At 70.1% G+C, this 19,081-nt stretch carries 20 protein-coding genes, 1 other RNA gene and 1 pseudogene; 7 read left to right on the top strand and 15 right to left on the bottom strand.

The features are described 5' to 3' along the window. Positions 1 to 2 precede the first annotated feature (2 nt). From VLG41_RS04540 to VLG41_RS04525, 4 genes are all read right to left on the bottom strand, one after another. A complete protein-coding gene (locus VLG41_RS04540; protein WP_325348210.1) occupies positions 3 to 578 on the bottom strand; it encodes a porin family protein in 576 nt (191 codons plus the stop codon). 88 nt (positions 579 to 666) lie between these two features. Continuing rightward, positions 667 to 1,002: RNase P RNA component class A (rnpB, locus tag VLG41_RS04535), an RNA gene on the bottom strand. Between the two features lie 34 nt (positions 1,003 to 1,036). Then, positions 1,037 to 2,392, bottom strand: coding sequence for an MATE family efflux transporter (locus tag VLG41_RS04530; protein ID WP_325348209.1), 1,356 nt, complete (start codon positions 2,390 to 2,392; stop codon positions 1,037 to 1,039). 9 nt (positions 2,393 to 2,401) lie between these two features. Further along, the gene (locus tag VLG41_RS04525; RefSeq protein WP_325348208.1) at positions 2,402 to 2,971 is read right to left on the bottom strand and encodes a DUF2239 family protein; all 570 of its coding nucleotides are present in this window, start codon (positions 2,969 to 2,971) and stop codon (positions 2,402 to 2,404) included. Between the two features lie 96 nt (positions 2,972 to 3,067). Here VLG41_RS04525 and VLG41_RS04520 point away from each other — a divergent pair, with 96 nt between their 5' ends. The 4 genes from VLG41_RS04520 (at position 3,068) to VLG41_RS04505 (ending at position 6,471) form a co-directional block, all read left to right on the top strand. Beyond that, positions 3,068 to 3,316, top strand: a complete 249-nt coding sequence (locus VLG41_RS04520) for an AbrB/MazE/SpoVT family DNA-binding domain-containing protein (RefSeq protein ID WP_325348207.1) — start codon at positions 3,068 to 3,070, stop codon at positions 3,314 to 3,316. Next, positions 3,313 to 3,777 carry a type II toxin-antitoxin system VapC family toxin gene (locus VLG41_RS04515; protein WP_325348206.1) on the top strand — a complete coding sequence of 155 codons (465 nt, stop codon included), beginning with the start codon at positions 3,313 to 3,315 and terminating at the stop codon, positions 3,775 to 3,777. The genes VLG41_RS04520 and VLG41_RS04515 overlap by 4 nt, the downstream gene beginning before the upstream one ends. Positions 3,778 to 3,838: 61 nt before the next feature. Next, positions 3,839 to 5,707: an NAD(P)/FAD-dependent oxidoreductase gene (locus tag VLG41_RS04510; RefSeq protein WP_325348205.1), complete on the top strand. Its 1,869-nt coding sequence runs from the start codon at positions 3,839 to 3,841 to the stop codon at positions 5,705 to 5,707. A gap of 50 nt (positions 5,708 to 5,757) precedes the next feature. Next, positions 5,758 to 6,471 (top strand): glycine zipper 2TM domain-containing protein, encoded by a 714-nt coding sequence (locus tag VLG41_RS04505; RefSeq protein ID WP_325348204.1) that lies wholly within the window; start codon positions 5,758 to 5,760, stop codon positions 6,469 to 6,471. A gap of 86 nt (positions 6,472 to 6,557) precedes the next feature. Here the strand turns inward: VLG41_RS04505 and htpX are convergent, their stop codons facing one another. The 6 genes from htpX to VLG41_RS04475 form a co-directional block, all read right to left on the bottom strand. Next, entirely contained in the window at positions 6,558 to 7,427 is an 870-nt protein-coding gene (gene htpX / locus VLG41_RS04500; RefSeq protein WP_325348203.1) for a protease HtpX, read from the bottom strand. A gap of 134 nt (positions 7,428 to 7,561) precedes the next feature. After that, the gene (locus VLG41_RS04495) at positions 7,562 to 8,308 is read right to left on the bottom strand and encodes a DUF3025 domain-containing protein (protein ID WP_325348202.1); all 747 of its coding nucleotides are present in this window, start codon (positions 8,306 to 8,308) and stop codon (positions 7,562 to 7,564) included. 2 nt (positions 8,309 to 8,310) lie between these two features. Next, entirely contained in the window at positions 8,311 to 9,357 is a 1,047-nt protein-coding gene (pyrC, locus tag VLG41_RS04490; protein ID WP_325348201.1) for a dihydroorotase, read from the bottom strand. A 37-nt stretch (positions 9,358 to 9,394) separates the two neighbouring features. Further along, a complete protein-coding gene (locus tag VLG41_RS04485) occupies positions 9,395 to 10,315 on the bottom strand; it encodes an amino acid ABC transporter substrate-binding protein (protein WP_325348200.1) in 921 nt (306 codons plus the stop codon). Positions 10,316 to 10,459: 144 nt separating this feature from the next. Next, the gene (locus VLG41_RS04480; protein ID WP_325348199.1) at positions 10,460 to 11,374 is read right to left on the bottom strand and encodes a LysR substrate-binding domain-containing protein; all 915 of its coding nucleotides are present in this window, start codon (positions 11,372 to 11,374) and stop codon (positions 10,460 to 10,462) included. 59 nt (positions 11,375 to 11,433) lie between these two features. Beyond that, complete coding sequence (locus VLG41_RS04475) at positions 11,434 to 13,356, bottom strand: ABC transporter ATP-binding protein/permease (RefSeq protein WP_325348198.1); 1,923 nt, start codon at positions 13,354 to 13,356, stop codon at positions 11,434 to 11,436. A gap of 37 nt (positions 13,357 to 13,393) precedes the next feature. On the opposite strand from VLG41_RS04475, the gene VLG41_RS04470 reads away from it, so the two are divergent. Next, a complete protein-coding gene (locus tag VLG41_RS04470; protein ID WP_325348197.1) occupies positions 13,394 to 13,843 on the top strand; it encodes an acyl-CoA thioesterase in 450 nt (149 codons plus the stop codon). Positions 13,844 to 13,859: 16 nt separating this feature from the next. On the opposite strand, the gene VLG41_RS04465 is transcribed toward VLG41_RS04470, so the two are convergent. Further along, positions 13,860 to 14,423, bottom strand: a complete 564-nt coding sequence (locus VLG41_RS04465) for a DUF882 domain-containing protein (RefSeq protein ID WP_325348196.1) — start codon at positions 14,421 to 14,423, stop codon at positions 13,860 to 13,862. Then, positions 14,420 to 16,000 (bottom strand): L,D-transpeptidase family protein, encoded by a 1,581-nt coding sequence (locus VLG41_RS04460; RefSeq protein WP_325348195.1) that lies wholly within the window; start codon positions 15,998 to 16,000, stop codon positions 14,420 to 14,422. The genes VLG41_RS04465 and VLG41_RS04460 overlap by 4 nt, the downstream gene beginning before the upstream one ends. 126 nt (positions 16,001 to 16,126) lie before the next feature. Between VLG41_RS04460 and VLG41_RS22830 the strand changes: the two are divergent. Next, positions 16,127 to 16,339: pseudogene (locus tag VLG41_RS22830) on the top strand (toll/interleukin-1 receptor domain-containing protein); the annotation flags it as partial. A 94-nt stretch (positions 16,340 to 16,433) separates the two neighbouring features. Next, positions 16,434 to 16,850: a hypothetical protein gene (locus VLG41_RS04450; RefSeq protein WP_325348193.1), complete on the top strand. Its 417-nt coding sequence runs from the start codon at positions 16,434 to 16,436 to the stop codon at positions 16,848 to 16,850. 9 nt (positions 16,851 to 16,859) lie between these two features. On the opposite strand, the gene VLG41_RS04445 is transcribed toward VLG41_RS04450, so the two are convergent. The 3 genes from VLG41_RS04445 to VLG41_RS04435 form a co-directional block, all read right to left on the bottom strand. Beyond that, entirely contained in the window at positions 16,860 to 17,651 is a 792-nt protein-coding gene (locus tag VLG41_RS04445) for a crotonase/enoyl-CoA hydratase family protein (RefSeq protein WP_325348192.1), read from the bottom strand. Further along, complete coding sequence (locus tag VLG41_RS04440; RefSeq protein WP_325348191.1) at positions 17,648 to 18,028, bottom strand: AtuA-related protein; 381 nt, start codon at positions 18,026 to 18,028, stop codon at positions 17,648 to 17,650. The genes VLG41_RS04445 and VLG41_RS04440 overlap by 4 nt, the downstream gene beginning before the upstream one ends. Continuing rightward, on the bottom strand, positions 18,025 to 19,081 hold a 1,057-nt coding region (locus tag VLG41_RS04435), incomplete at its 5' end, for an acyclic terpene utilization AtuA family protein (protein WP_325348190.1). The genes VLG41_RS04440 and VLG41_RS04435, both read right to left, overlap by 4 nt.

The following is a 19,081-nucleotide window of genomic DNA, read 5'->3' as shown; positions in this document are numbered from 1 at the left end:
GTTCAGAAGCGCCGCCCGTACATCAGGCCCACGCCCTGCAGCTTGATGTCGTCCTTGTCGTAGTAGTTCATCCAGTTGGCCTGCAGGTACGACACCGGGCTCAGGTTGACGTTGATGCCCACACCATAGGCGCCGCTGGTGCCGGTGTCGTCCACGTCGATGCCACCGGCGGACAGTTCCAGCTTGGTGCGCACCACGCCCGCGCGGGCGAACAGCTCGACACGCTCACCCAGCGGCAGCGTCGGCTTCAGGAAAAGGCCAACCATGTGCGGGATCTTGGCGTCGACGCCCGTGTTCGCGCCGTTCAGCTTGATCTCGTCCTTCATCACGTTGCCGGCCACCTGGCCTTCGATGGCCAGGAACGGCCACAACTGATAGCCCAGCGTGCCGGTGAGCAGACCGGGCTTGGCCTCGGCGCTCAAGGGACCATCCTCGGCCTCGATCTTCAGTTGCGACAAGCCGATCTCGCCGTACAGCCTGGGGTCGGTCGTGGACTGGACCCGCTGTTGGGCGGAGGCGGCGGTGGCCACCCCCATGGCGAGCAGGGAGGCGAGCATGGTTGTGCTGAGGTTCGTCATGTGCGGTCCTTTCGGTTGAAACCCTCCGGGATGGCTCGGCAAATGCCGTTCCCGGTCCCGGGGGACCTGTGCACATGGCGCAAGAAAAGTGTGAAGCGCGCCGATAAGCCGGATTCTGTGCGTCCCGGTTGCCCGGGCCGTGACCGCCATTCTTCTGGGCCGGGGGTCGCCCACCCGGCTCGATGCCACCTACCCGCCAGCTCCGCGGGACCACATCAACGCTGGCCTATTTGGTGTTGCTGCGCGTAGAGATTGCCCGTTTCACCCGAACTGAATCGGCTCGTCTCTGTTGCTCTGATCCTCACCTTAGGGTCTTGCGACTTGTCGGTGGAGAGGTGTTACCTCCTACGCTGCCCTGTGCAGTCCGGACGTTCCTCCAGCACACCCTTTCGGGTCTCGTGCCAGCGGCGGTCTGGCGCGCTTCACGGGCGCGATTATCCCGCGTCCGCGCGGGCTGTTCAGATCAGCCTTTCGATGCGCCGGTGCCGCCACACGAAGCGGTAGAACGCCGTCTGCAGCAGCAGCATGGCGACGTAGGCGACCGGGAAGGCGATCCAGATGCCCGCCAGGCCGAAGCGCGCGTCCAGCAGCCAGGCCGCGGGCAACTGCACGCCCAGGATGCAGAAGATGGAGATGGCCATGGGCACCATCACCACGCCGCTGGCGCGCATGAGCCCGCCCACGATGGCCTGGAAGCCGAAGATGAGGATGCTCCACAGCATGATGTGCAGCAGGTGCTCGGCCTGCAGGCGCACCTCGGCCTGCGTGAGGAACAGGCCCAGCAGGTGGTGCGACAGCGCGTAGCCCAGCAGCACCAGCGCGCCCGTGAGCGCCAGGTTGAGCCAGAGGCCGGTGCGCAGGATGGCGCCGAGCCGGTCGACCCGCCCCGCGCCGATGGACTGCGCGGCCAGGATCGACGTGGTGATGGCGATCGACAGTGCCGGAAACTGCACGTAGTTCACCACCTGCGTGACCGCGCCGTACGCCGCCGTGGCCTGCGAGCCGTGGCCGTTGACCAGCGCCAGGATGATGAGTTCCGACACCGAGATCACCACCATCTGCACGCCCGTGGGTAGGCCGATGCGCATGACCTTGCCGAGGATGGCGCGGTCCAGCCGCAGCGCGGCGCGCAGCTCGGCGTCGAACGCCATCACGCTGCCCCGGCGCGCCAGGCGCCAGCACAGGAAGGCCAGCGCCAGCGCATACGACACCAGGCCCGCGTAGGCCGCGCTCTGGATGCCCAGCGGCGGCAAGCCCAGCCAGCCCTTGATGAGCGCCGGCGTGAGCGCCAGGCCGATCGCGGTGGACAGCAGCAGCGCCATCAGCGGCGACACCGTGTCGCTCACGCCGCGCAGCAGTTGCGTGAACAGGATGAACACCAGCAGCAGCGGCATGATCAGCAGCATCACGCGGGCGTAGGCCACGGCGTCGTCCAGCACGTCCAGCGGCGTGCCCAGGGCCTGCATGGCCGGGCGCGCGAACACCACGCCGAGCACCGCCGCACCGATGCCGATGAGCGCGCCCAGCATGAGCGCCGTGCCCGCAATGGCCTTGACCTTGTGCGGCTCGCGCGCGCCCCAGGCCTGGCCGATGAGCACCGACGCGCCCGCCCCCAGGCCGATCACCAGCGAGATGAAGAAGAACACGATGGGGAACATGCCCGACACCGCCGCCAGTGCGTGCGTGCCCAGCATCTGCCCGATGAAGATGCCGTTGAGCGTGCCGGACAGCCCCTGCAGGATGTTGGACAGCACCATGGGCACGAGGAAGACGAGATAGACCCGCCAGAGCGGGCCTTGGGTGGAAGGTGGCATGGAGGGCAATCAGTTGTTGTTGTCGTTCGGGTGGGGGGTCGTGAAGGCGTCGCGCGCGAGCCAGCGGGCGTGCGCCTGCACGTCGGGCGGCCAGGGGGCCGTGTGGCGGGAGAAGGCCTCGGCGTCATGGGCAAACAGGGCGCGCGAGGCCTCCTCGAAACCGGGCAAGCCGCCCGCGATCGCGCTCATGAAGCGGTAGGCGCGCTCGGTGGCCTCGCGTTGCGCGTCGCGCCCGGCGTTCGCGCGGCGCGCCTCGTCCACCAGCCGGCGCAGCGCGGCCGAGGCGCCGCCGGGCTGACGGGCCAGCCAATCCCAGTGGCGCGGCAGCAGGGTCACCTCGCGCGCCACCACGCCCAGGCGGGGACGCCCCACCTGCGGGGCGGCGGCGGCGCGCGGGCCGGGTGCCGGCGTGGGCAAGGGGTAGTCGACCTGCGCACCGCTGGTGTCATCGAACACCAGCAGGCCACCGGCCGACAGGTCCATGGCGTCGAGCGCGCGGGCGACCTCGTCGTAGGCACCGAAAGCCACACGGCGGGCGCCCAGGAAGGCGGTGCATCGGGAAGGAGATTCTGCAGACACGCGGCGCATTATGCCCGGGTTATTTTATTTTGCCCGGGTAATTAAACCAACCGCCGACGGATGGCAGTAAGATTCTTACTTCATTGGAGTCTTACCATGAAAATCACCAGCAAGGGCCAGGTAACCATTCCCCAAGCGGTGCGCGAGCGGGCGCGCCTGCTGCCGCACAGTGAGGTGGACTTCGAGGTCCTGCCCAACGGCGACGTGCTGATGCGCGCCGTCAAGTCCGCCACCTCCCCCGTGCGCCGCGCCTTCGAACGCGCGCGCGGCAGCGCCAACGCCACCGGCTTCAAGAACATGGACACGGACGCCTTCGTGCAATGGCTGCGGGGCCCCCTGCCATGAGCGGCGCGAGCGGTCGCGTGGCCGAACCGGATCCGCGCTACCTGCGCGAGAGCGGCCTGTCGGGCACGCTGGTGGACACCTGCGTGCTGATCGACGTGTTCGCCGATGACCCGAACTGGGTCGACTGGTCCCTCGACCAGCTCGAGCGCTGCGCCGACACCGGCCCGCTGTTGATCAATCCGATCATCCTGGCCGAGCTCAGCCCGCGCTTCGAGACAGCGGCCGATCTCGAGGCCACACTCGCCGGCCTGCCCCTGCAGCGTGCGCAACTGCCATGGGACGCGGCTTTTCTGGCCGGCCAGGCCTTCAAGCTCTACCGCCGGGAAAAGGGCGAGCGCAGCGCGCCTCTGCCGGATTTCTACATCGGCGCCCACGCCTGGCTGCAGGGCCTGCAACTGCTCACGCGCGACGCCAACCGATTCCGTCGGCATTTCCCCCGGCTGCCCCTGATCACGCCCTGAGCGCGCTGCGGCGACAATCCCGGCTTCCTGGTCCGCTTGATCGCCACAAGCCCCACGACCCATGATCCGCATCGCTGAACTCAAACTCACCCTGGCCGAGCTGCCGGCCGAAGAGCGCCGCGCCGCCGACGCCCCCGCCGAAACCGAGGCCGACCGCGCGCCCCCACCGCACCCGGTGGACGCCCTCACCCGCCAGGCCACGCAGGTGCTGGGCATCGAACCCGCCGACATCGCCACGCTGCAGGTCTTCAAGCGCAGCTTCGACGCCCGCAAGGCCGAGCTGCTGGCGGTCTACATCGTGGACGTGGAGCTGGCCGACCCCGCCGTCGAAGCCGAACTGCTGGCGCGACACGCGAAGCACCCCCACGTGCGGCCCACGCCCGACATGTCGTGGACAGCGCCCGGCCACGCGCCCGACGGATTTCCCCACACCCCGGACGAACGCCCCGTGGTGGTCGGCTTCGGCCCCTGCGGCCTGTTCGCCGCGCTCGCGCTCGCGCAAATGGGCTTCCAACCCATCGTGCTGGAGCGTGGCAAGCCGGTGCGTGAACGCACGCGGGACACCTGGGGCCTGTGGCGCCGCCGCGCGCTCAACCCGCAGAGCAACGTGCAGTTCGGTGAAGGCGGTGCCGGGCTGTTCTCCGACGGCAAGCTCTACAGCCAGATCAAGGACCCGCGCTTCCTCGGCCGCAAGGTCATGCGCGAATTCGTCGAGGCCGGCGCGCCCGAGGAAATCCTCACCACCGCGCACCCGCACATCGGCACCTTCAAGCTGGTGAAGGTGGTGGAGGCCATGCGCAAGAAGATCCTCGCGCTGGGCGGCGAGATCCGCTTCCAGCACCAGCTCACCGGGCTGATCACCGAGGGCGAGGGCACCGAACGCCGCGTGTGCGCCCTGCGCGTGCACCGGCTCGACACGGGCGAGGCGATCGAGCTGCCGGCCCGGCGCCTGGTGCTGGCCCTGGGCCACAGCTCGCGCGACACCTTCGCCTGGCTGTGGGACCTGGGTGTGGCCATGGAGGCCAAGCCCTTCTCGGTCGGTTTTCGCATCGAGCACCCGCAAAGCCTGATCGACCGCGCCCGCTGGGGCCGCCACGCCGGGCACCCGCTGCTGGGCGCGGCCGACTACAAGCTCGTGCACCATGCGAAGAACGGCCGCGCCGTCTACAGCTTTTGCATGTGCCCGGGCGGCACGGTGGTGGCCGCCACGTCCGAGCCCGGGCGCGTGGTCACCAACGGCATGAGCCAGTACTCGCGCGCGGAGCGCAACGCCAACTCGGGCCTGGTCGTGGGCATCGAACCCGCCGACTACCCGCAGACCTTTCCGCAGGACGCGCCGCTGTGGACCGCCGCCTTCGGCGAGGCCGACGGAGCGCGCTACGCCGCCCAGGCCCAGGCCCTGCGCGCCCAGGGCCGGCACCACCCGCTGGCCGGCGTGGTGCTGCAGCGCCAACTGGAAAGCCGCGCCTACGAGCTCGGTGGACGCGACTACAGCGCACCGGGCCAGCGCGTGGGCGATTTCCTGGCCGCGCGGCCCAGCACCGCGCTTGGCGAGGTCGAGCCCTCTTACAAACCCGGCATCCACCTCACCGACCTGACCCCTTCCCTGCCGGCCTACGCCATCGAAGCCATCCGCGAGGCCCTGCCCGTCTTCGGCCGCCAGATCCGCGGTTACGACCTGCCAGACGCCCTGCTCACCGGGGTGGAAACGCGCACGTCCTCCCCGCTGCGCCTCGATCGTGACCAAGCCTTCCAGAGCCCCAACACGCGCGGCCTGTACCCGGCCGGCGAAGGCGCGGGCTACGCCGGCGGCATCCTGTCGGCCGGCGTGGACGGCCTGAAAGTGGCCGAGGCACTGGCCCGCGAACTGCTGGGCCAGCCGCCCGTCGGCGGCTTTACAAAAAGTGACAAGGCCGGCACGCCGGCTTGACGCAGCGGAGGCAGCATGCAGTCTCCCCATTCCTCCATCAGGAGCCTTCCGTGAACACCCTCCGAACGCTTGTCTGGCTTCCCCTGGCGGCAGCAGCGGCCGCCGCCACCGGCACGGCCCACGCCCAGGAAGAGCAAGGCCGCGTCATCAGCAGCACACCCATCATCCAGCAGGTGGCCGTGCCGCAACAGGTCTGCACCGATGAGCAGGTCACCTACCCGGGCCGCAAGTCGGGCGCGGGCGCGGTGATGGGCGCCATCGCGGGCGGCGCGGCGGGCAATGCCATCGGCGACGGCAGCGGCCGTGCCGCGGCCACCGTCATCGGCCTCATCGGCGGCGCCATGCTGGGCAACCGCATCGAAGGCGCCAGCCCGCCGCAGACCGAGATCGTCCGCAACTGCGGCACGCAGACCTTCTACGAGCCGCGCACCGTCGCGTACGACGTGGTGTACGAATACGCCGGCCGCCAGTACCGCACGCAGATGGCGCAGGACCCCGGCCGCTACGTGCGCCTGAACGTCATGCCCGTGGACGCCATGCCCCCGCCGCCCGCCGTGTACCCCTCGCGCCCGCAAGTGCGCTACGAAACGCCGGCGCCGCAAGTCATCTACGGCAACGGCTACCCCTCCGGCTACTCGACCATCTCCACCGAGGTCGTGATCATCGGCGGCCAGCGTTACCACCGCCCCCCGGGCTGGCGCGGCCACCCCGGCCCCGGCTACTACCCCGGCCACAGCCACCCGCACTACGACCGCAACCGCTGAGCCCCGCCCGACGGGCAAAAGAAAAGGCCACCCTCGGGTGGCCTTTCTGCTGGGCGATCGCGGCGCGATCGCTCAGTGGGTCTCGTTCAGCTCGCCTGCAGCGCGGCGATGCGCTCTTCGATCGGCGGGTGGGTGCTGAACAGCTTGCCCAGGCCGCCCGTGATGCCCAGGGCCTGCATGGTCTTGGGCAGTTCGCCCGGCGTGAGGCCGCCCAGGCGGGCCAGCGCGTTGATCATGGGCTGCTTGCGGCCCATCAGTTGCGCGGCGCCCGCGTCGGCGCGGAACTCGCGCTGGCGGCTGAACCAGGCCACGATGATGGCGGCCAGGAAGCCCAGCACGATGTCCATCACGATGGTGGTGACCATGTAGCCGATGCCGGGGCCCGAGTTGCTGTCGCTGCCGCGGCGCAGGAAGCTGTCCACCGCGTAGCCGATGACGCGCGACAGGAACACCACGAAGGTGTTCATCACGCCCTGGATCAGCGTCATGGTGACCATGTCGCCATTGGCCACGTGCGCGACCTCGTGGCCGATCACGGCCTCGACCTCTTCGCGCGTCATGTTCTGCAGCAGGCCGGTGGACACGGCCACCAGCGCGCTGTTCTTGAAGGCGCCGGTGGCAAACGCATTGGGCGCGCCTTCGAAGATGGCGACCTCGGGCATGCCGATGCCGGCCTCGTCGGCGAATTTCTGCACGGTCTGCACGATCCAGGCCTCGTCGGCCGTCTGCGGCTGGTTGATCACGCGCGCGCCCGTGCTGAACTTGGCCATGGGCTTGCTCATCAGCAGCGAGATGATCGCGCCGCCGAAACCGATGACGAGGGAGAAGCCAGCCAGCGCCGTCATGTTCAGGCCGTTGGCCGTGAGGAAACGGTCCACGCCGAGGATTCGCGTGGTGATCAACAACACCGCCATCACGGCGAAGTTGGTCAGAACGAACAGCAGGATGCGTTTCATGTGAACTCCGTTAGGCGCCGGCTGGTGGGTGCCGGCTGCGCCAGATGACCCTGATTCGGGCCTTCAGGTTCCCCGCCGCCGTGGAAGGGCAGCGGATGATACCGGCAGCACAAGTGGGGTTGATGGCGTCGGATTCAAGCGGCGCGACCCTCGCGCGGCGGGCGGAACACTGTCGCATCGGCGTAGAACGCCGGGTCGGCGTTGGCGCCCCACCAGCCGGGCACGCCCAGCACCGGCAAGGGCGTGAACGGTTTGGCGCGCAGACGCGGGGCGTCGAGCTGCTCGGCCAGCCAGGCGTCCCAGGCCGCGAGTTCATCGCCCAGCGATTCCGGCACGGGCACTGCGAACACGTGCGCGGTGATGGACTTGTAGGGTTGCGCCAATTTCTCCAGCAGGGCATGGCCGAACGGCACCAGCCGCGCGTCCGCCCACGCGTGGCGCCACTCGACGAACAGGGCTGACCAGTCGCGCGCGAGCAAGGCGCGCCACAGCGGCTCGGGCGCGCGCAGCAGCGCCGCGTTTTCGTCGAACAGGGTGATGGCGTCGCGCAAGGGCCCGCGCACCGCGCCGACGCCGTCGGCCGCGATGGCCTGGGACTGCAGGCGGTTGAGTTGGCGCTTGCTGGCGGGAAAGCGGTGCCAGATCAGGCCGTTGAACAGGTCGTGCGTGTTCTCGCGCGTGGGCACGCGGCCCGTGTCGGCGATGAAGGCTTCGTAGGCCACGCCTTCGGGCAAGTCCGATTGCGCCACCGCGATCAGGGGCCCGGCGGCGTGGCGGTTCAGGGCGTCGGGCAGCGGCACACCTTGCGCCAGGGCGGCCTGCACCGCCCGGCCCGCCTCGGCCACGGGGCCGAACCACGGGGCCGACCAGTCGATGGACATGTTCAGGCCGTCAAGCGCCAGCGCAGCGCCTCGCCCCCGCGCAGCGGCTTGAGCTGGGCTTCACCAAAGGCGTAGGACTCGGGCGTCGTCCAGGTCTCGCGCTTGAGCGTGACCGTGCCGGCATTGCGCGGCAGGCCGTAGAAATCGGGGCCGTGGAAACTGGCGAAGCCTTCGAGCTTGTCGAGCGCGCCAGCGGCCTCGAAGGCTTCGGCGTAGAGCTCCATGGCCGCGTGCGCCGTGTAGCAGCCCGCGCATCCCACGGCGTGCTCCTTGAGGTGCGCGGGGTGCGGGGCGCTGTCGGTACCGAGGAAGAAGCGGTCGCTGCCGCTGGTGGCGGCTTGCACCAGCGCCACGCGGTGGGTTTCGCGCTTGAGCACCGGCAGGCAGTAGTAGTGCGGGCGGATGCCGCCCAGGAAGATGGCGTTGCGGTTGTAGAGCAGGTGGTGTGCGGTGATGGTGGCCGCGGTGTGCGCGCCTGCACCGGCCACGTACTGCGCGGCTTCCTGGGTGGTGATGTGCTCCATCACGATCTTGAGTTCGGGGAAGTCGCGCCGCAGCGGGATCAGCACCTGGTCGATGAACACGGCCTCGCGGTCGAACAGGTCGATGTCGGCCGAGGTGACCTCGCCGTGCACCAGCAGCTTCAGGCCCTCACGCTGCATGGCCTCCAGCGTCTGGTAGGTCTTGCGGATGTCGGTCACGCCCGCGTCGCTGTTGGTGGTGGCACCGGCCGGGTACAGCTTGACGGCGACGACGCCGGCCGCCTTCGCGCGCGCGATTTCCTCGGGCGGCAGCTTGTCGGTGAGGTAGAGCGTCATCAGCGGCTCGAAGGCCACACCCGGCGGCACGGCCGCCAGGATGCGCTCGCGGTAGGCCTGCGCCTGCGCCGCCGTGGTCACCGGCGGCTTGAGGTTGGGCATGATGACCGCGCGACCGAACTGCGCGGCGGTGTGGGGCACCACGGCCTGCAGGGCGGCGCCATCGCGCACGTGCAGGTGCCAGTCGTCGGGACGGGTGAGGGTGAGGGAGTCGGGGGTGGCGGCACTCATGGTGCGGCGATTGTCGCAGCCGCCGCCACAGGCCCGCTCAAGGCACCTGGTCGGTGGGGAACTTCCAGAAGTCGCGCAGCAGGTAGCTGATCGGCAGGTTCAGCGGCACGTTGTTGGGCGGAATCGCCTGCTCGAACCACTGCTGGTAGATGCCGTGGATCTCGCGACTGAAGATGAGGCGACGCATCTCGTCGTCCACGATCTTCTTGAAGCCCGCATCGCCCTTGGGCAGCATGATGGCCAGCGGCTCCGTCGTCATGAAGCGGCCCACCACCTTCAACGCCGCCGGATCGGGCCGCATGGACGCCAGGCCATACAGCAGCACGTCGTCCATCACGAAGGCGTCGGCCTCGCCACGTTCGACCATCTGAATGGCCTTCTCGTGGTCCTCGGTTTCGACGATTTCCATGCGCAGCCCGCGCTCGGCCTTGATGCGGCGCACCGCGCCCAGCGGCGTGGTGTTGCGGGTGACGGCCACGCGCTTGATCTCGGGCTGGTCGATGCGCTCGATGCCGCTGCCGGCCTTGACGAGCATGCGCGCACCGGTGATGAAGTGGGGAATGGTGAAGGCCACCTTTTCGCGCCGCGCGGCGTTGTTGGTGGTGGAGCCGCATTCGAGGTGGGCCTTGACGGTCTCGATGGCGTCGATGCGGTTGGCCGGGGTCACCTGCAGGAAATCGATCTGAAGACCGGGCAAGCCGAGTTTGGCCTGCACGGCCGCGGCCAGGCGGCGGCAGACGTCCACCGCGTAGCCGATGGGCCGCTTGTCGGGCCCGACGTATGAGAACGGCACCGAGGACTCGCGGTGGGCAATCACGATGCGGCCCTGCCCTCGGATCTGGTCGATCACCGGGCCGGCGTCAGCGGCCAGGGCGGGGGCGGCCGACGACAGGAAAGCCAGCGCGGCAAGGGCCGCGCGCAGGAAGACAGGAAGTGCGGGGAGTGAGGGCTGGGGCATGGCGAGCGTCCGGACGGTTGTCGTGCATCCACGGTGGGACGGGACGATACGTCGCGCTTCGCCGGCGACCGCTACCGCGAATGCGGTATTTCTTTGCACGGCCGCACCAACGGAATCGGGGTACCGATCGGCGGCGGGCGCAGCTCAGGCGAGCAGGTCGCTCAGTCGATTCCAGAAGCCGATGGCGGCGCGCTTGCCCTTGCTGGTGTCCATGGGACGCGTGCGGTACAGGCGGATGTCCAGCGTGAGGGTCAAGCCGTCGGCGGCCGGCACCAGGCGCCGCGAGGCGACCTCGTTGCGCACGGCGCTGGCGGGCAGGAAGGCGATGCCGTGGCCTTCGATGGCCATGGCCTTCAGGCCCTCGGCCATGTCCGTTTCGTAGACGCGCTCCAACTGGGCGGCCAGCGGCGTGTCCTTGAGCAGGTGTTCGACCGCGCGGCCCAGGTAGGCCCCCGGGGCGTAGCCCAGGAAGGGCTGGGCCTGCCCGCTGGACGAGGGCAGCGCGTACAGCGGACCGCCCTGCGCGTTGGGCCGGCTGTAGGGCGCCAGCACCTCGGTGCCCAGGGGCAGCATCTCGTAGCGCGAGGTGTCCAGCTGGATGGGGTGCGCCGCGTGGTGGTAGGCGATCAGCAGGTCACAACTGCCTTCCACCAGGCGCATCACGGCGTCGTGCACGTTGAGCGCGATCAGCCGGCTCTTCACAGGGCCGACCGTCTCGCGCAGGCCCGAGAGCCATTGCGGGAAGAAGGTGAAGGCCAGGGTGTGCGGCACGGCGAATTCGATGACGTCCTGCGCCGCCGCCGTGTGCGCGCGCAGCATGGCGCGCGTGGTGTTGAGCGTTTGCAGCAGGTCCAGCGCCTGTTCGTAGAGCGTCTGCCCCGCCGGTGTGAGCCGCGTGGGATACGACGAGCGATCGACGAGGTCCGTGCCGGCCCAGGCCTCCAGCGACTGGATGCGGCGCGAGAAGGCCGGCTGGGTGACGTGCCGCAACTGCGCCGATCGGCTGAAGCTGCGGGTCTCGGCAAGGCTGACGAAATCTTCCAGCCACTTGGTTTCCATGGCGCGCGATTATGGTGTGGTGAAGGGACGAAACCCGCTGGGGTTTTCGCGATCGGGGCTCAATCGTTGCCGGCTTGCTGCAGTGTCCACATGCGGGCGTAGGCGCCGCCTCGCGCCACCAGATCGGCGTGCCGCCCGCGTTCGACCACGCGGCCGTTGTCCAGCACCAGGATTTCGTGGGCATCCACCACGGTGGACAGGCGGTGGGCAATGACGAGCGCGGTTTTGTGCTTCGATACCTGGCGCAGTTCCGCCTGGATCGCCCGCTCGTTGGCCGAGTCGAGCGCGCTGGTCGCCTCATCGAAGATGAGGATCGGCGGGTTCTTGAGCAGCGTGCGCGCGATGGCCACGCGCTGCTTTTCGCCGCCCGAGAGCTTGAGCCCGCGCTCGCCGACCATGGTGCGCCAGCCCTGCGGCAAGCGCTCGATGAAGCCACGGATGTGCGCGGCCTCGGCCGCCGCCACCGCCGCGTCGTGCCCGGCCTCGGGCCGGCCGTAGAGGATGTTGTATTCGATGGTGTCGTTGAACAGCACCGTGTCCTGCGGGACGATGCCGATGGCCTCGCGCACGCTCGACTGCGTGACCTCGGCGATGTCCTGGCCGTCGATGGTGATGCGGCCGAAGCCGGCGCCGGGCCGCCCCAAGCCGGCTTCAGCCCCCTCGGGGGGCAGAGAGCCACGCGCAGTGGGCGAACGTGGGGGCTCACGATTCGTGACGTCGTAGAAACGGTAGAGCAGGCGCGCGAGCGTGCTCTTGCCCGAACCCGACGGCCCCACCACGGCCACCGTCTTGCCGGCCGGGATCTCGAAGCTCACGCCGTGCAGGATCTCGCGCGCAGGCTCGTACGCGAAGTGCACGTTCTCGAAGCGCACCGCGGGCGGGCCATCGAGCGCCAGGCGCGGCGCACCGGGCGCATCGGCCACCTCGCGCTCCTTCTCGAGCAGCGAGAACATCTTCTCCAGGTCCGTCAGGCTTTGCTTGATCTCGCGGTACAGCACCCCCAGGAAGCCCAGCGGGATGTAGAGCTGGATCATGAAGGCGTTGATCATCACCAGGTCGCCCAGCGTGAGTTCGCCCGCCACCACGCCGTTCGTGGCGCGCCACAGCATCAGCACCAGCGCCACCGCGATGACCAGTTGCTGCCCCGTGTTGAGCAGGGACAGCGTGCGCTGGCTCACGAGCCGCGCCTTGCGCAGCTTCTGCAAGGCCTCGTCGTAGCGCGTGGCCTCGTACAGCTCGTTGTTGAAGTACTTGACCGTTTCGTAGTTCAGAAGCGAATCGATGGCCCGCGTCTGGCCGACCGACTCGAGCTCGTTCATGCGGCGGCGAAACTGCGTGCGCCACTCCGTCACCACCACCGTGAAGCCCACGTACAGCACCAGCGCGGCCAGCGTGATCCACACATAGCCCATGTCGAACTGCGTGCCCAGCAGCGTGAGCACCATGGCCACCTCGATCAGCGTGGGCACGATGCTGTAGAGCGAGTACGAGATGAGCGACTGCACGCCGCGCGTGCCGCGCTCGATGTCGCGTGTCATGCCGCCGGTCTGGCGCTCCAGGTGAAAGCGCAGGCTCAGGCTGTGCAGGTGGCCAAAGACCTGCAGCGCGATGTGGCGCGTGGCGCCCTCGGTGGCCTTGGCGAAGACCAGTTCGCGCAATTCGGTGAACAGGCTGGTGCACAGGCGCAGGCCGCCGTAGGCCAGCAGCAGGCCCAGCGGCACCACCAGCAGCGCCTGGGCGCTGCCGGCGGGAATGCTCATGGCATCCACCAGTTGCTTGAGCAGCACCGGCACGCCCACGTTGGCGGCCTTGGCTCCCACCATGAAAGCCAGGGCGGCGATCACGCGCCACTTGTATTGCCACAGGTAGGGCAGCAGCCGCTGAAGGGTGGTCCAGTCGGAGCGGCGCTCGGGCGCGGCCGAGGCGGCAGGGGGGGAGGAAGGCAAGGCCACGTGGCCTTGGGAGGGGTTGTCGCGGCGCATGCAAGACAATCGTGGGAGTCAGCCGGAGATTGTGCCCATGCCCACCGATTCAAGTACCGCCCACGCGCCATTGCCCTCGTTGCCCTCGGACCACCGCGAACTGGTGCTCAAGGTGATCCCCATGCCCGCAGATTGCAACGCCAACGGCGACATCTTCGGCGGCTGGGTCATGGCCCAGGTCGACCTGGCCGGCGCCGTGCTGCCGGCGCGCTTCGTCCGGGGGCGCATGGCCACGGTGGCCGTGAACCAGTTCATCTTCAAGCAGCCGGTGCGCGTGGGCGACATCCTGAGCTTTTACTCGCAGGTCACGCGCATAGGCCGCACGTCCATCACCGTGATGGTGGAGGTGTTTGCCGAACGCATCTCTTCGCAGGGCCAGTACCTGAAGGTGACGGAGGCGAACCTGACCTACGTGGCAATCGATCTGGAGGGCCGGCCGCGGCCCATCCCGGAGGAAGCCAGGGCAGCTTGGCGAACGCCGGCGTGAGTCCGCCGGCGGGCGCTCAACCGCCCCAGCGCCGCACCCGCCCGGTGTCGACGTGCACGAACTGCTCGCGCGGGTAGTAGCCCACGCCGCCAACCTTCAGCGACAGCGCCGCGTCGCGCAAGTCGGCCAGCGGCACGCCGGGCAGGCGCACGTCGATGGCACGCCCGTCCATGTGCAGGCTGCGGGTGGCCACGCCGCCGCCGCGCGTGGCCTTCAAGTGGGCGTTCGTGACGGGTGATCGATAACCCGAGATGACTTGGTAGGGCCGATCGGTGGACAGCACCCGGCGCAGGGCGTGCAGCAGGTCGTGCAGGCCGGGATCGATGTGTCCCACGTCTCCCGAGTAGTGGTCGCGCAGGAAATGGTCCAGCCGGCCCAGGGCGTCGGGCAGGTAATCGGTGCCGCGCGCATAGACCAGATCGATCTGCTCGCGCGTGTGCAGGTGGTCGAAAGCCAGTGCGCGTTGCGGCGCGGCCCACACGTGCCGGGGCAGCGCGAGCAGTGGCGCGGCGGCCACGGCGCCCAGGCCTTGTCGCAGGAAACGGCGGCGGGACGCGGGAAGTGGTGTTCGGGCGTTCATCGGGAAACGGTTCGGTTGGAGCGGGGGCGGGCGTCGAGCGCGGCCTGCAGCCGGGCGTCGTGACGATACACGTCGGCGAAGAAGTGCGGGCGCCCCTGCTTGACCAGCACGGTGCTGTAGGCGATGAGCACCGGCAGCGGATCGCGCAAGGCCACGTGGGTGGACGTGCCGGCCGCCATCTGCGCGCGGATGCGGGGCTCGTCCCATCCGGGCATGCCGTCCATGACAAAGCGCGCGAGCGCCACGGGGTCCTCGACACGGATGCATCCGTGGCTGAAGTCCCGCCGCTCGCGCGCGAACAGGCCGACGGACGGCGTGTGGTGCAGGTAGATGTTGTCGCTGTTGGGAAAAACGAACTTGATGTCGCCCAGCGCGTTGGCCGGGCCAGGCCGTTGGCGGATGCGCAGCCGCCCCGCCAGCACCGCGTCGAGCTTGGCCGGCGTGAGCGCCGTGTCCACCGATCCGTCGCCGCCGACGAATTCGAACCCCTGGCGCGCCCAGTGCCCCGGGTCGCGGCGCAGGCGCGGCACCGTTTCCTGGCGCGCGATCGAGGGAGGCACGTTCCAGTACGGGCTGAATTCGATGCTGCGCAGGCGCTCGTCGAAGAGGGGCGTCGCGTGGTCCAGGGCCTTGCCGACGATCACGCGCATGCTCAGGCGCACCTCGATGCGGCCATCGACCACCTCATAGGCGCGCAGCACGTACTCGGGGATATTGACGACGATCATGCGCGGCCCCTGCATCAGCGGCGTCCAGCGCAACCGCTCCATGGTGAGCGCCACCTGGCGGGCCCGGGCCTCGGGCGGCACGTCCAGCGCCGCGTGCGTGCCGGCACCCAGCACACCATCGGCCGCCAGGCCGTGGCGCGACTGAAACGCCCGCAGAGCCGCCAGCAGCTCGCCGTCGAGGCGCTCGCCCACCGGCGCCCCGGGCGCCAGATCGCCCAGCAGAAACAGGCGCTGTGCCAGCAGCGGCAAGCCGGTCCACGCCGCACCCGGCTCGAGCTTGGGCGCGCGCGCGCCGGGCGGCCGCGGCAAGGGTGGCAGGCCCTGCGCCCAGGCGGCGTGGCCGGCGATCGCACGCAAATCCAAGAGCACTTTTTGCAACTGACGGTAGATGGGCAGGGGCGGCAGGGACGCCTGCACCGCCGTGTCGAGGCGACCCTGGGCGAGCGCCGCCGCCAGGGCCTGCGCCGGATCGAACCGCCGCGCCGGCACGCTGAAGCGCTGGTGCAGGGCGCGCGGATCCACACGGCCGAACGCCAGCTCATGCAGGTAGCGGCGCATGGCGGCACCCAGATCGGCGGCGAATGACGGGCCGGCGGGCTCGTTCGGATGGGCAAAGGCCGCCGGAAGGCGCCGCGTGAGGGCGTCGACGCCATAGTCGGCCGGGTCGAGTCCATTCGCTGCTGCGTCCGCCAGCAAGCTGAGGGCCTGCCGCGCCAGCGCTTCACTCCAGACCGGGCCGCCATCGGGCTCGGCCAGCAGCGAGGCCCCCGCCAGGCGGGACCACCAGGGCAGGGAACCCAGCGCCAGCAGCCAGTGCCGCCGGCGCCACCAGCGGGAAGCAGCGCGCATGGCGGCATTCTCCCTTCCCGGCACCCCAGGGCTGCGTGGATCCCCTTGGCACGGCTGGCAGGGAGCGGACGGCGGGCGTAGCATGCGCCGCACGGGCGCCCGGGCGCGCCCGCCGTGGGGGCGAGCATGGCCGACGTCTTTGTGAGCTACGCCAGCGAGGACCGCGAGCGCGCCAGCGCGCTGGCCCAGGCGCTGGCCGCGCGCGGCTGGTCGGTCTGGTGGGACCGCCAGCTCGTGCCCGGACACAGCTTCGACGACGCCATCGAGCGCGAGCTGGTGGGCGCGCGCAGTGTGGTGGCGCTGTGGTCGGCCCACTCGGTGCGGTCCGAGTGGGTGAAGAACGAGGCCGCGCTGGCGGCCGAGCGCGGCACTCGTGCTCGTGGGGCTGTACGCGCTGTGGCCGTCGCGCGGTTCCGCGCCAGCGCCCGAGCCCATGGCCGCCGCCCCCACCCCGGCCGATGCCAGCGCCGCGCCCGTGACCGACCCGTATGCCGCTGCGCCGGCACCCCCACCCCGTTCGCCGGCCCCACCCGCGCCCGCCCCCCAGCCGGTGGCCGAGCTGGCGCCGCTGGTGGCTGGGCGCTATCACGGCGACGTGATCGCCGACGCCAAGGGCCCCTCGCGCACCGGCTTGTGGGTCACCGTCACCGCCACGGGCCCGGACACCGTGCGCGTGAGCGCCGACCACCCGCGCATCGGCCACGTGGACGTGCGCCTCTCGCGCAATGGCAACACCATCTACAACGCCGACGGCGACACGCCCTTCCTCGTGGACCTGGACCGCCAACCACCCAGCCTGATCTTCGACCCCCGCAGCGAACTCGCCTACCGGGGCACGCGCCAGCCTTGAGCGGCGCCCTCAGAAGCGGCCGTGCCGCCCCTCGCCCGCGGCGAAGCGCTGCGCGCCCTCCAGCGCGTCCGGGATGCGCGCCTTGCCGCGCCCCCATTCCTGCTGCAGCGCGTCGCCCAGCGGCAGGTCCCACTGGGCGTAGGCGCTCTCCCGGTCGGCCCGCATCGTGGCCTGCGGAAAGCCCGCGAGCTGGCGGGCCAGCGCGATGGCCGCCTCGCGCGCCTGGCCATGCGGCACCACACGGTTGGCCAGGCCCATGCGCAAGGCCTCATCGGCCTTCACCTGGCGCCCGGTCAGGATGAGGTCCATCGCGTGCCCCATGCCGATGAGACGCGGCAGGCGCACCGTGCCACCGTCGATCAGGGGTACGCCGAAGCGTCGGCAGTAGACGCCGAAGTAGGCGTCTTCCTCCATCACCCGCAGGTCGCACCACAGGGCGAGCTCCATGCCGCCGGCCACGGCCGCACCGCTCACGGCGGCGATCACCGGCTTGGACAGGCGCAGCCGCGAAGGGCCCATGGGACCGATCGCGCGAGCGTCGCCGCTGTCGAAATCCAGGTCGGCCAGCGCGCCGCCCTCGCCCGCCTGGGCGGCGCGGGCGCCGAATTGCAGGTCCCAGCCGGCGCAGAAGTGGCCATTGGCGCCGTGAAAGACCGCCACCTTCGCCGCCGGGTCGTCCTCGAAGGCGAGAAAGGCCGCGTGCAGTTCGCGCGCGGTGGCGCTGTCCACGGCGTTGCGCACCTCGGGGCGGTCCAGGGTGATGACGCGGACGTCGTCGAGCGATTCGGCGTGGATCGTCATGGCGTTCCCCACCAGCCCACGCGCGGCTGTTGCAGCACGGCATCGAGCTCCGCCGCGTCCACCTCGATCTCCAGCCGCAGCAAGGCGGCGGCCATGGCCTTGCCCAGGTTGTCCAGGCGCAGGTTGCGCGCGCCCCCGCCCTGCAGCGCGCCTTTGAGCACGAATTTCATCGCCAGGATGTTGGGCAGCGCCCAGGCGTCCACCTCGCCCGGCAGCCAGGGCGCGAAGTGTTCGCGCACGCGCGCGGCCGTGACCTCGCGCGCCAGGAGGGCGTAGCCCGCCGCGTTCCAGGCGAACAGGCCGAAGTCCACCCAGTCGGCCTTGTCGCCGCTGCGCGCGTGGGCGATGCGGGCGAGCGGTATGCACAACTTGCTCACGCCTCCTCTCCCAGCAGTTCGATCTGCACACCCGCCTCCACCTCGTCCCGCGCCACCAGCGTCGGCCAGATGCCCAGCAACTCGCTCACGTTGTGCAGCCCCGTGAAGCCGCAGGTGTAGGCCGGGCCGCTCAGCCCCATCCACGGGAACAGGCGCCCGAAGCCCTCGGCCGCGGCCTTCTCGTTCGTGCGCAGCACCAGCCGCGTCCACAGTTCGTTGAGCTGGTTGAGCGCGTCCACCGCCGGCAGCGGCGCCAGCGGCCCGTGCGCGGAATTGAGCCCCGGGTACTCCACGTACAACTCCTCGTGCGGCACGCGCCGCTCCTTCAGCAGGGTGCGGATGGTTGCCTGCGCCTGCTGCGACTTGTCCCAGGCGTCGGGCCAGGAGAAGCCCCAGGTCACCTCGGCCTTGTAACCGTCGCGAAAACCCGCCACCACCTTCAGCCGCTCGCCCGGCGCCCGGCCGCGCGCGCCCGTGAGGCGCACGCGGTCGTGTCCTTCGTCCTCCAGTCGGATGCCGCTCATGTCCAGCACCACGTCGGGGCTGTGGTACGCGTGCGGGTCGTGCACCTCGTACAGCAATTGCTGGCGCACGGTGTCGAAGTTGACGCGCCCGCCGGTGCCCGGGGCCTTGGTGATGAGCGCGCTGCCATCGGAGCCGACCTCGGCAATGGGGTAGCCGATGTGCGCCAGATCGGGAATCGTCTGCCAGTGCCCCTGCGCGCCGAAGTTGCCGCCGCTGCCCTGACCCGAGCACTCCAGCAGGTGCCCCACGGCGAGGCCTTGCGCCAGGCGGTCGAGCTCCGCCCCTTCCAGCGCCCCTTCGATGCTCCAGCCGTGCGCGTGCGCGATCGGCCCCAGGAACAGGGCCGCGTCCGCCACGCGGCCGGTGATGACGATCTGCGCGCCCTCGTCCAGCGCCTGCACGATGGGGTCCGCGCCCAGGTAGGCGTTGGCGAACACCAGCCGCTCGCGCACCGCCTCCAGCGACGCGCCCGTGAACAGGTGGGAGAACGCACCACCTGACGCGCCAGCCAGTCGCGGCAGCACGTCG

The organism is Hydrogenophaga sp. (genome assembly GCF_035481345.1).
In the GTDB taxonomy this organism is placed as follows: domain Bacteria; phylum Pseudomonadota; class Gammaproteobacteria; order Burkholderiales; family Burkholderiaceae_C; genus Hydrogenophaga.
This window is presented reverse-complemented; position numbering and strand designations above follow the sequence as displayed.

Excerpts from the sequence above, each read along its gene's own strand:
- VLG41_RS04540 (WP_325348210.1), bottom strand. The coding sequence starts at position 578 with ATGACGAACCTCAGCACAACCATGCTCGCCTCCCTGCTCGCCATGGGG.
- VLG41_RS04530 (WP_325348209.1), bottom strand. The coding sequence starts at position 2,392 with ATGCCACCTTCCACCCAAGGCCCGCTCTGGCGGGTCTATCTCGTCTTC.
- VLG41_RS04520 (WP_325348207.1), top strand. The coding sequence starts at position 3,068 with ATGAAAATCACCAGCAAGGGCCAGGTAACCATTCCCCAAGCGGTGCGC.
- VLG41_RS04515 (WP_325348206.1), top strand. The coding sequence starts at position 3,313 with ATGAGCGGCGCGAGCGGTCGCGTGGCCGAACCGGATCCGCGCTACCTG.
- VLG41_RS04510 (WP_325348205.1), top strand. The coding sequence starts at position 3,839 with ATGATCCGCATCGCTGAACTCAAACTCACCCTGGCCGAGCTGCCGGCC.
- htpX (WP_325348203.1), bottom strand. The coding sequence starts at position 7,427 with ATGAAACGCATCCTGCTGTTCGTTCTGACCAACTTCGCCGTGATGGCG.
- VLG41_RS04495 (WP_325348202.1), bottom strand. The coding sequence starts at position 8,308 with ATGTCCATCGACTGGTCGGCCCCGTGGTTCGGCCCCGTGGCCGAGGCG.
- pyrC (WP_325348201.1), bottom strand. The coding sequence starts at position 9,357 with ATGAGTGCCGCCACCCCCGACTCCCTCACCCTCACCCGTCCCGACGAC.
- VLG41_RS04485 (WP_325348200.1), bottom strand. The coding sequence starts at position 10,315 with ATGCCCCAGCCCTCACTCCCCGCACTTCCTGTCTTCCTGCGCGCGGCC.
- VLG41_RS04480 (WP_325348199.1), bottom strand. The coding sequence starts at position 11,374 with ATGGAAACCAAGTGGCTGGAAGATTTCGTCAGCCTTGCCGAGACCCGC.
- VLG41_RS04475 (WP_325348198.1), bottom strand. The coding sequence starts at position 13,356 with ATGCGCCGCGACAACCCCTCCCAAGGCCACGTGGCCTTGCCTTCCTCC.
- VLG41_RS04470 (WP_325348197.1), top strand. The coding sequence starts at position 13,394 with ATGCCCACCGATTCAAGTACCGCCCACGCGCCATTGCCCTCGTTGCCC.
- VLG41_RS04465 (WP_325348196.1), bottom strand. The coding sequence starts at position 14,423 with ATGAACGCCCGAACACCACTTCCCGCGTCCCGCCGCCGTTTCCTGCGA.
- VLG41_RS04460 (WP_325348195.1), bottom strand. The coding sequence starts at position 16,000 with ATGCGCGCTGCTTCCCGCTGGTGGCGCCGGCGGCACTGGCTGCTGGCG.
- VLG41_RS04450 (WP_325348193.1), top strand. The coding sequence starts at position 16,434 with ATGGCCGCCGCCCCCACCCCGGCCGATGCCAGCGCCGCGCCCGTGACC.
- VLG41_RS04445 (WP_325348192.1), bottom strand. The coding sequence starts at position 17,651 with ATGACGATCCACGCCGAATCGCTCGACGACGTCCGCGTCATCACCCTG.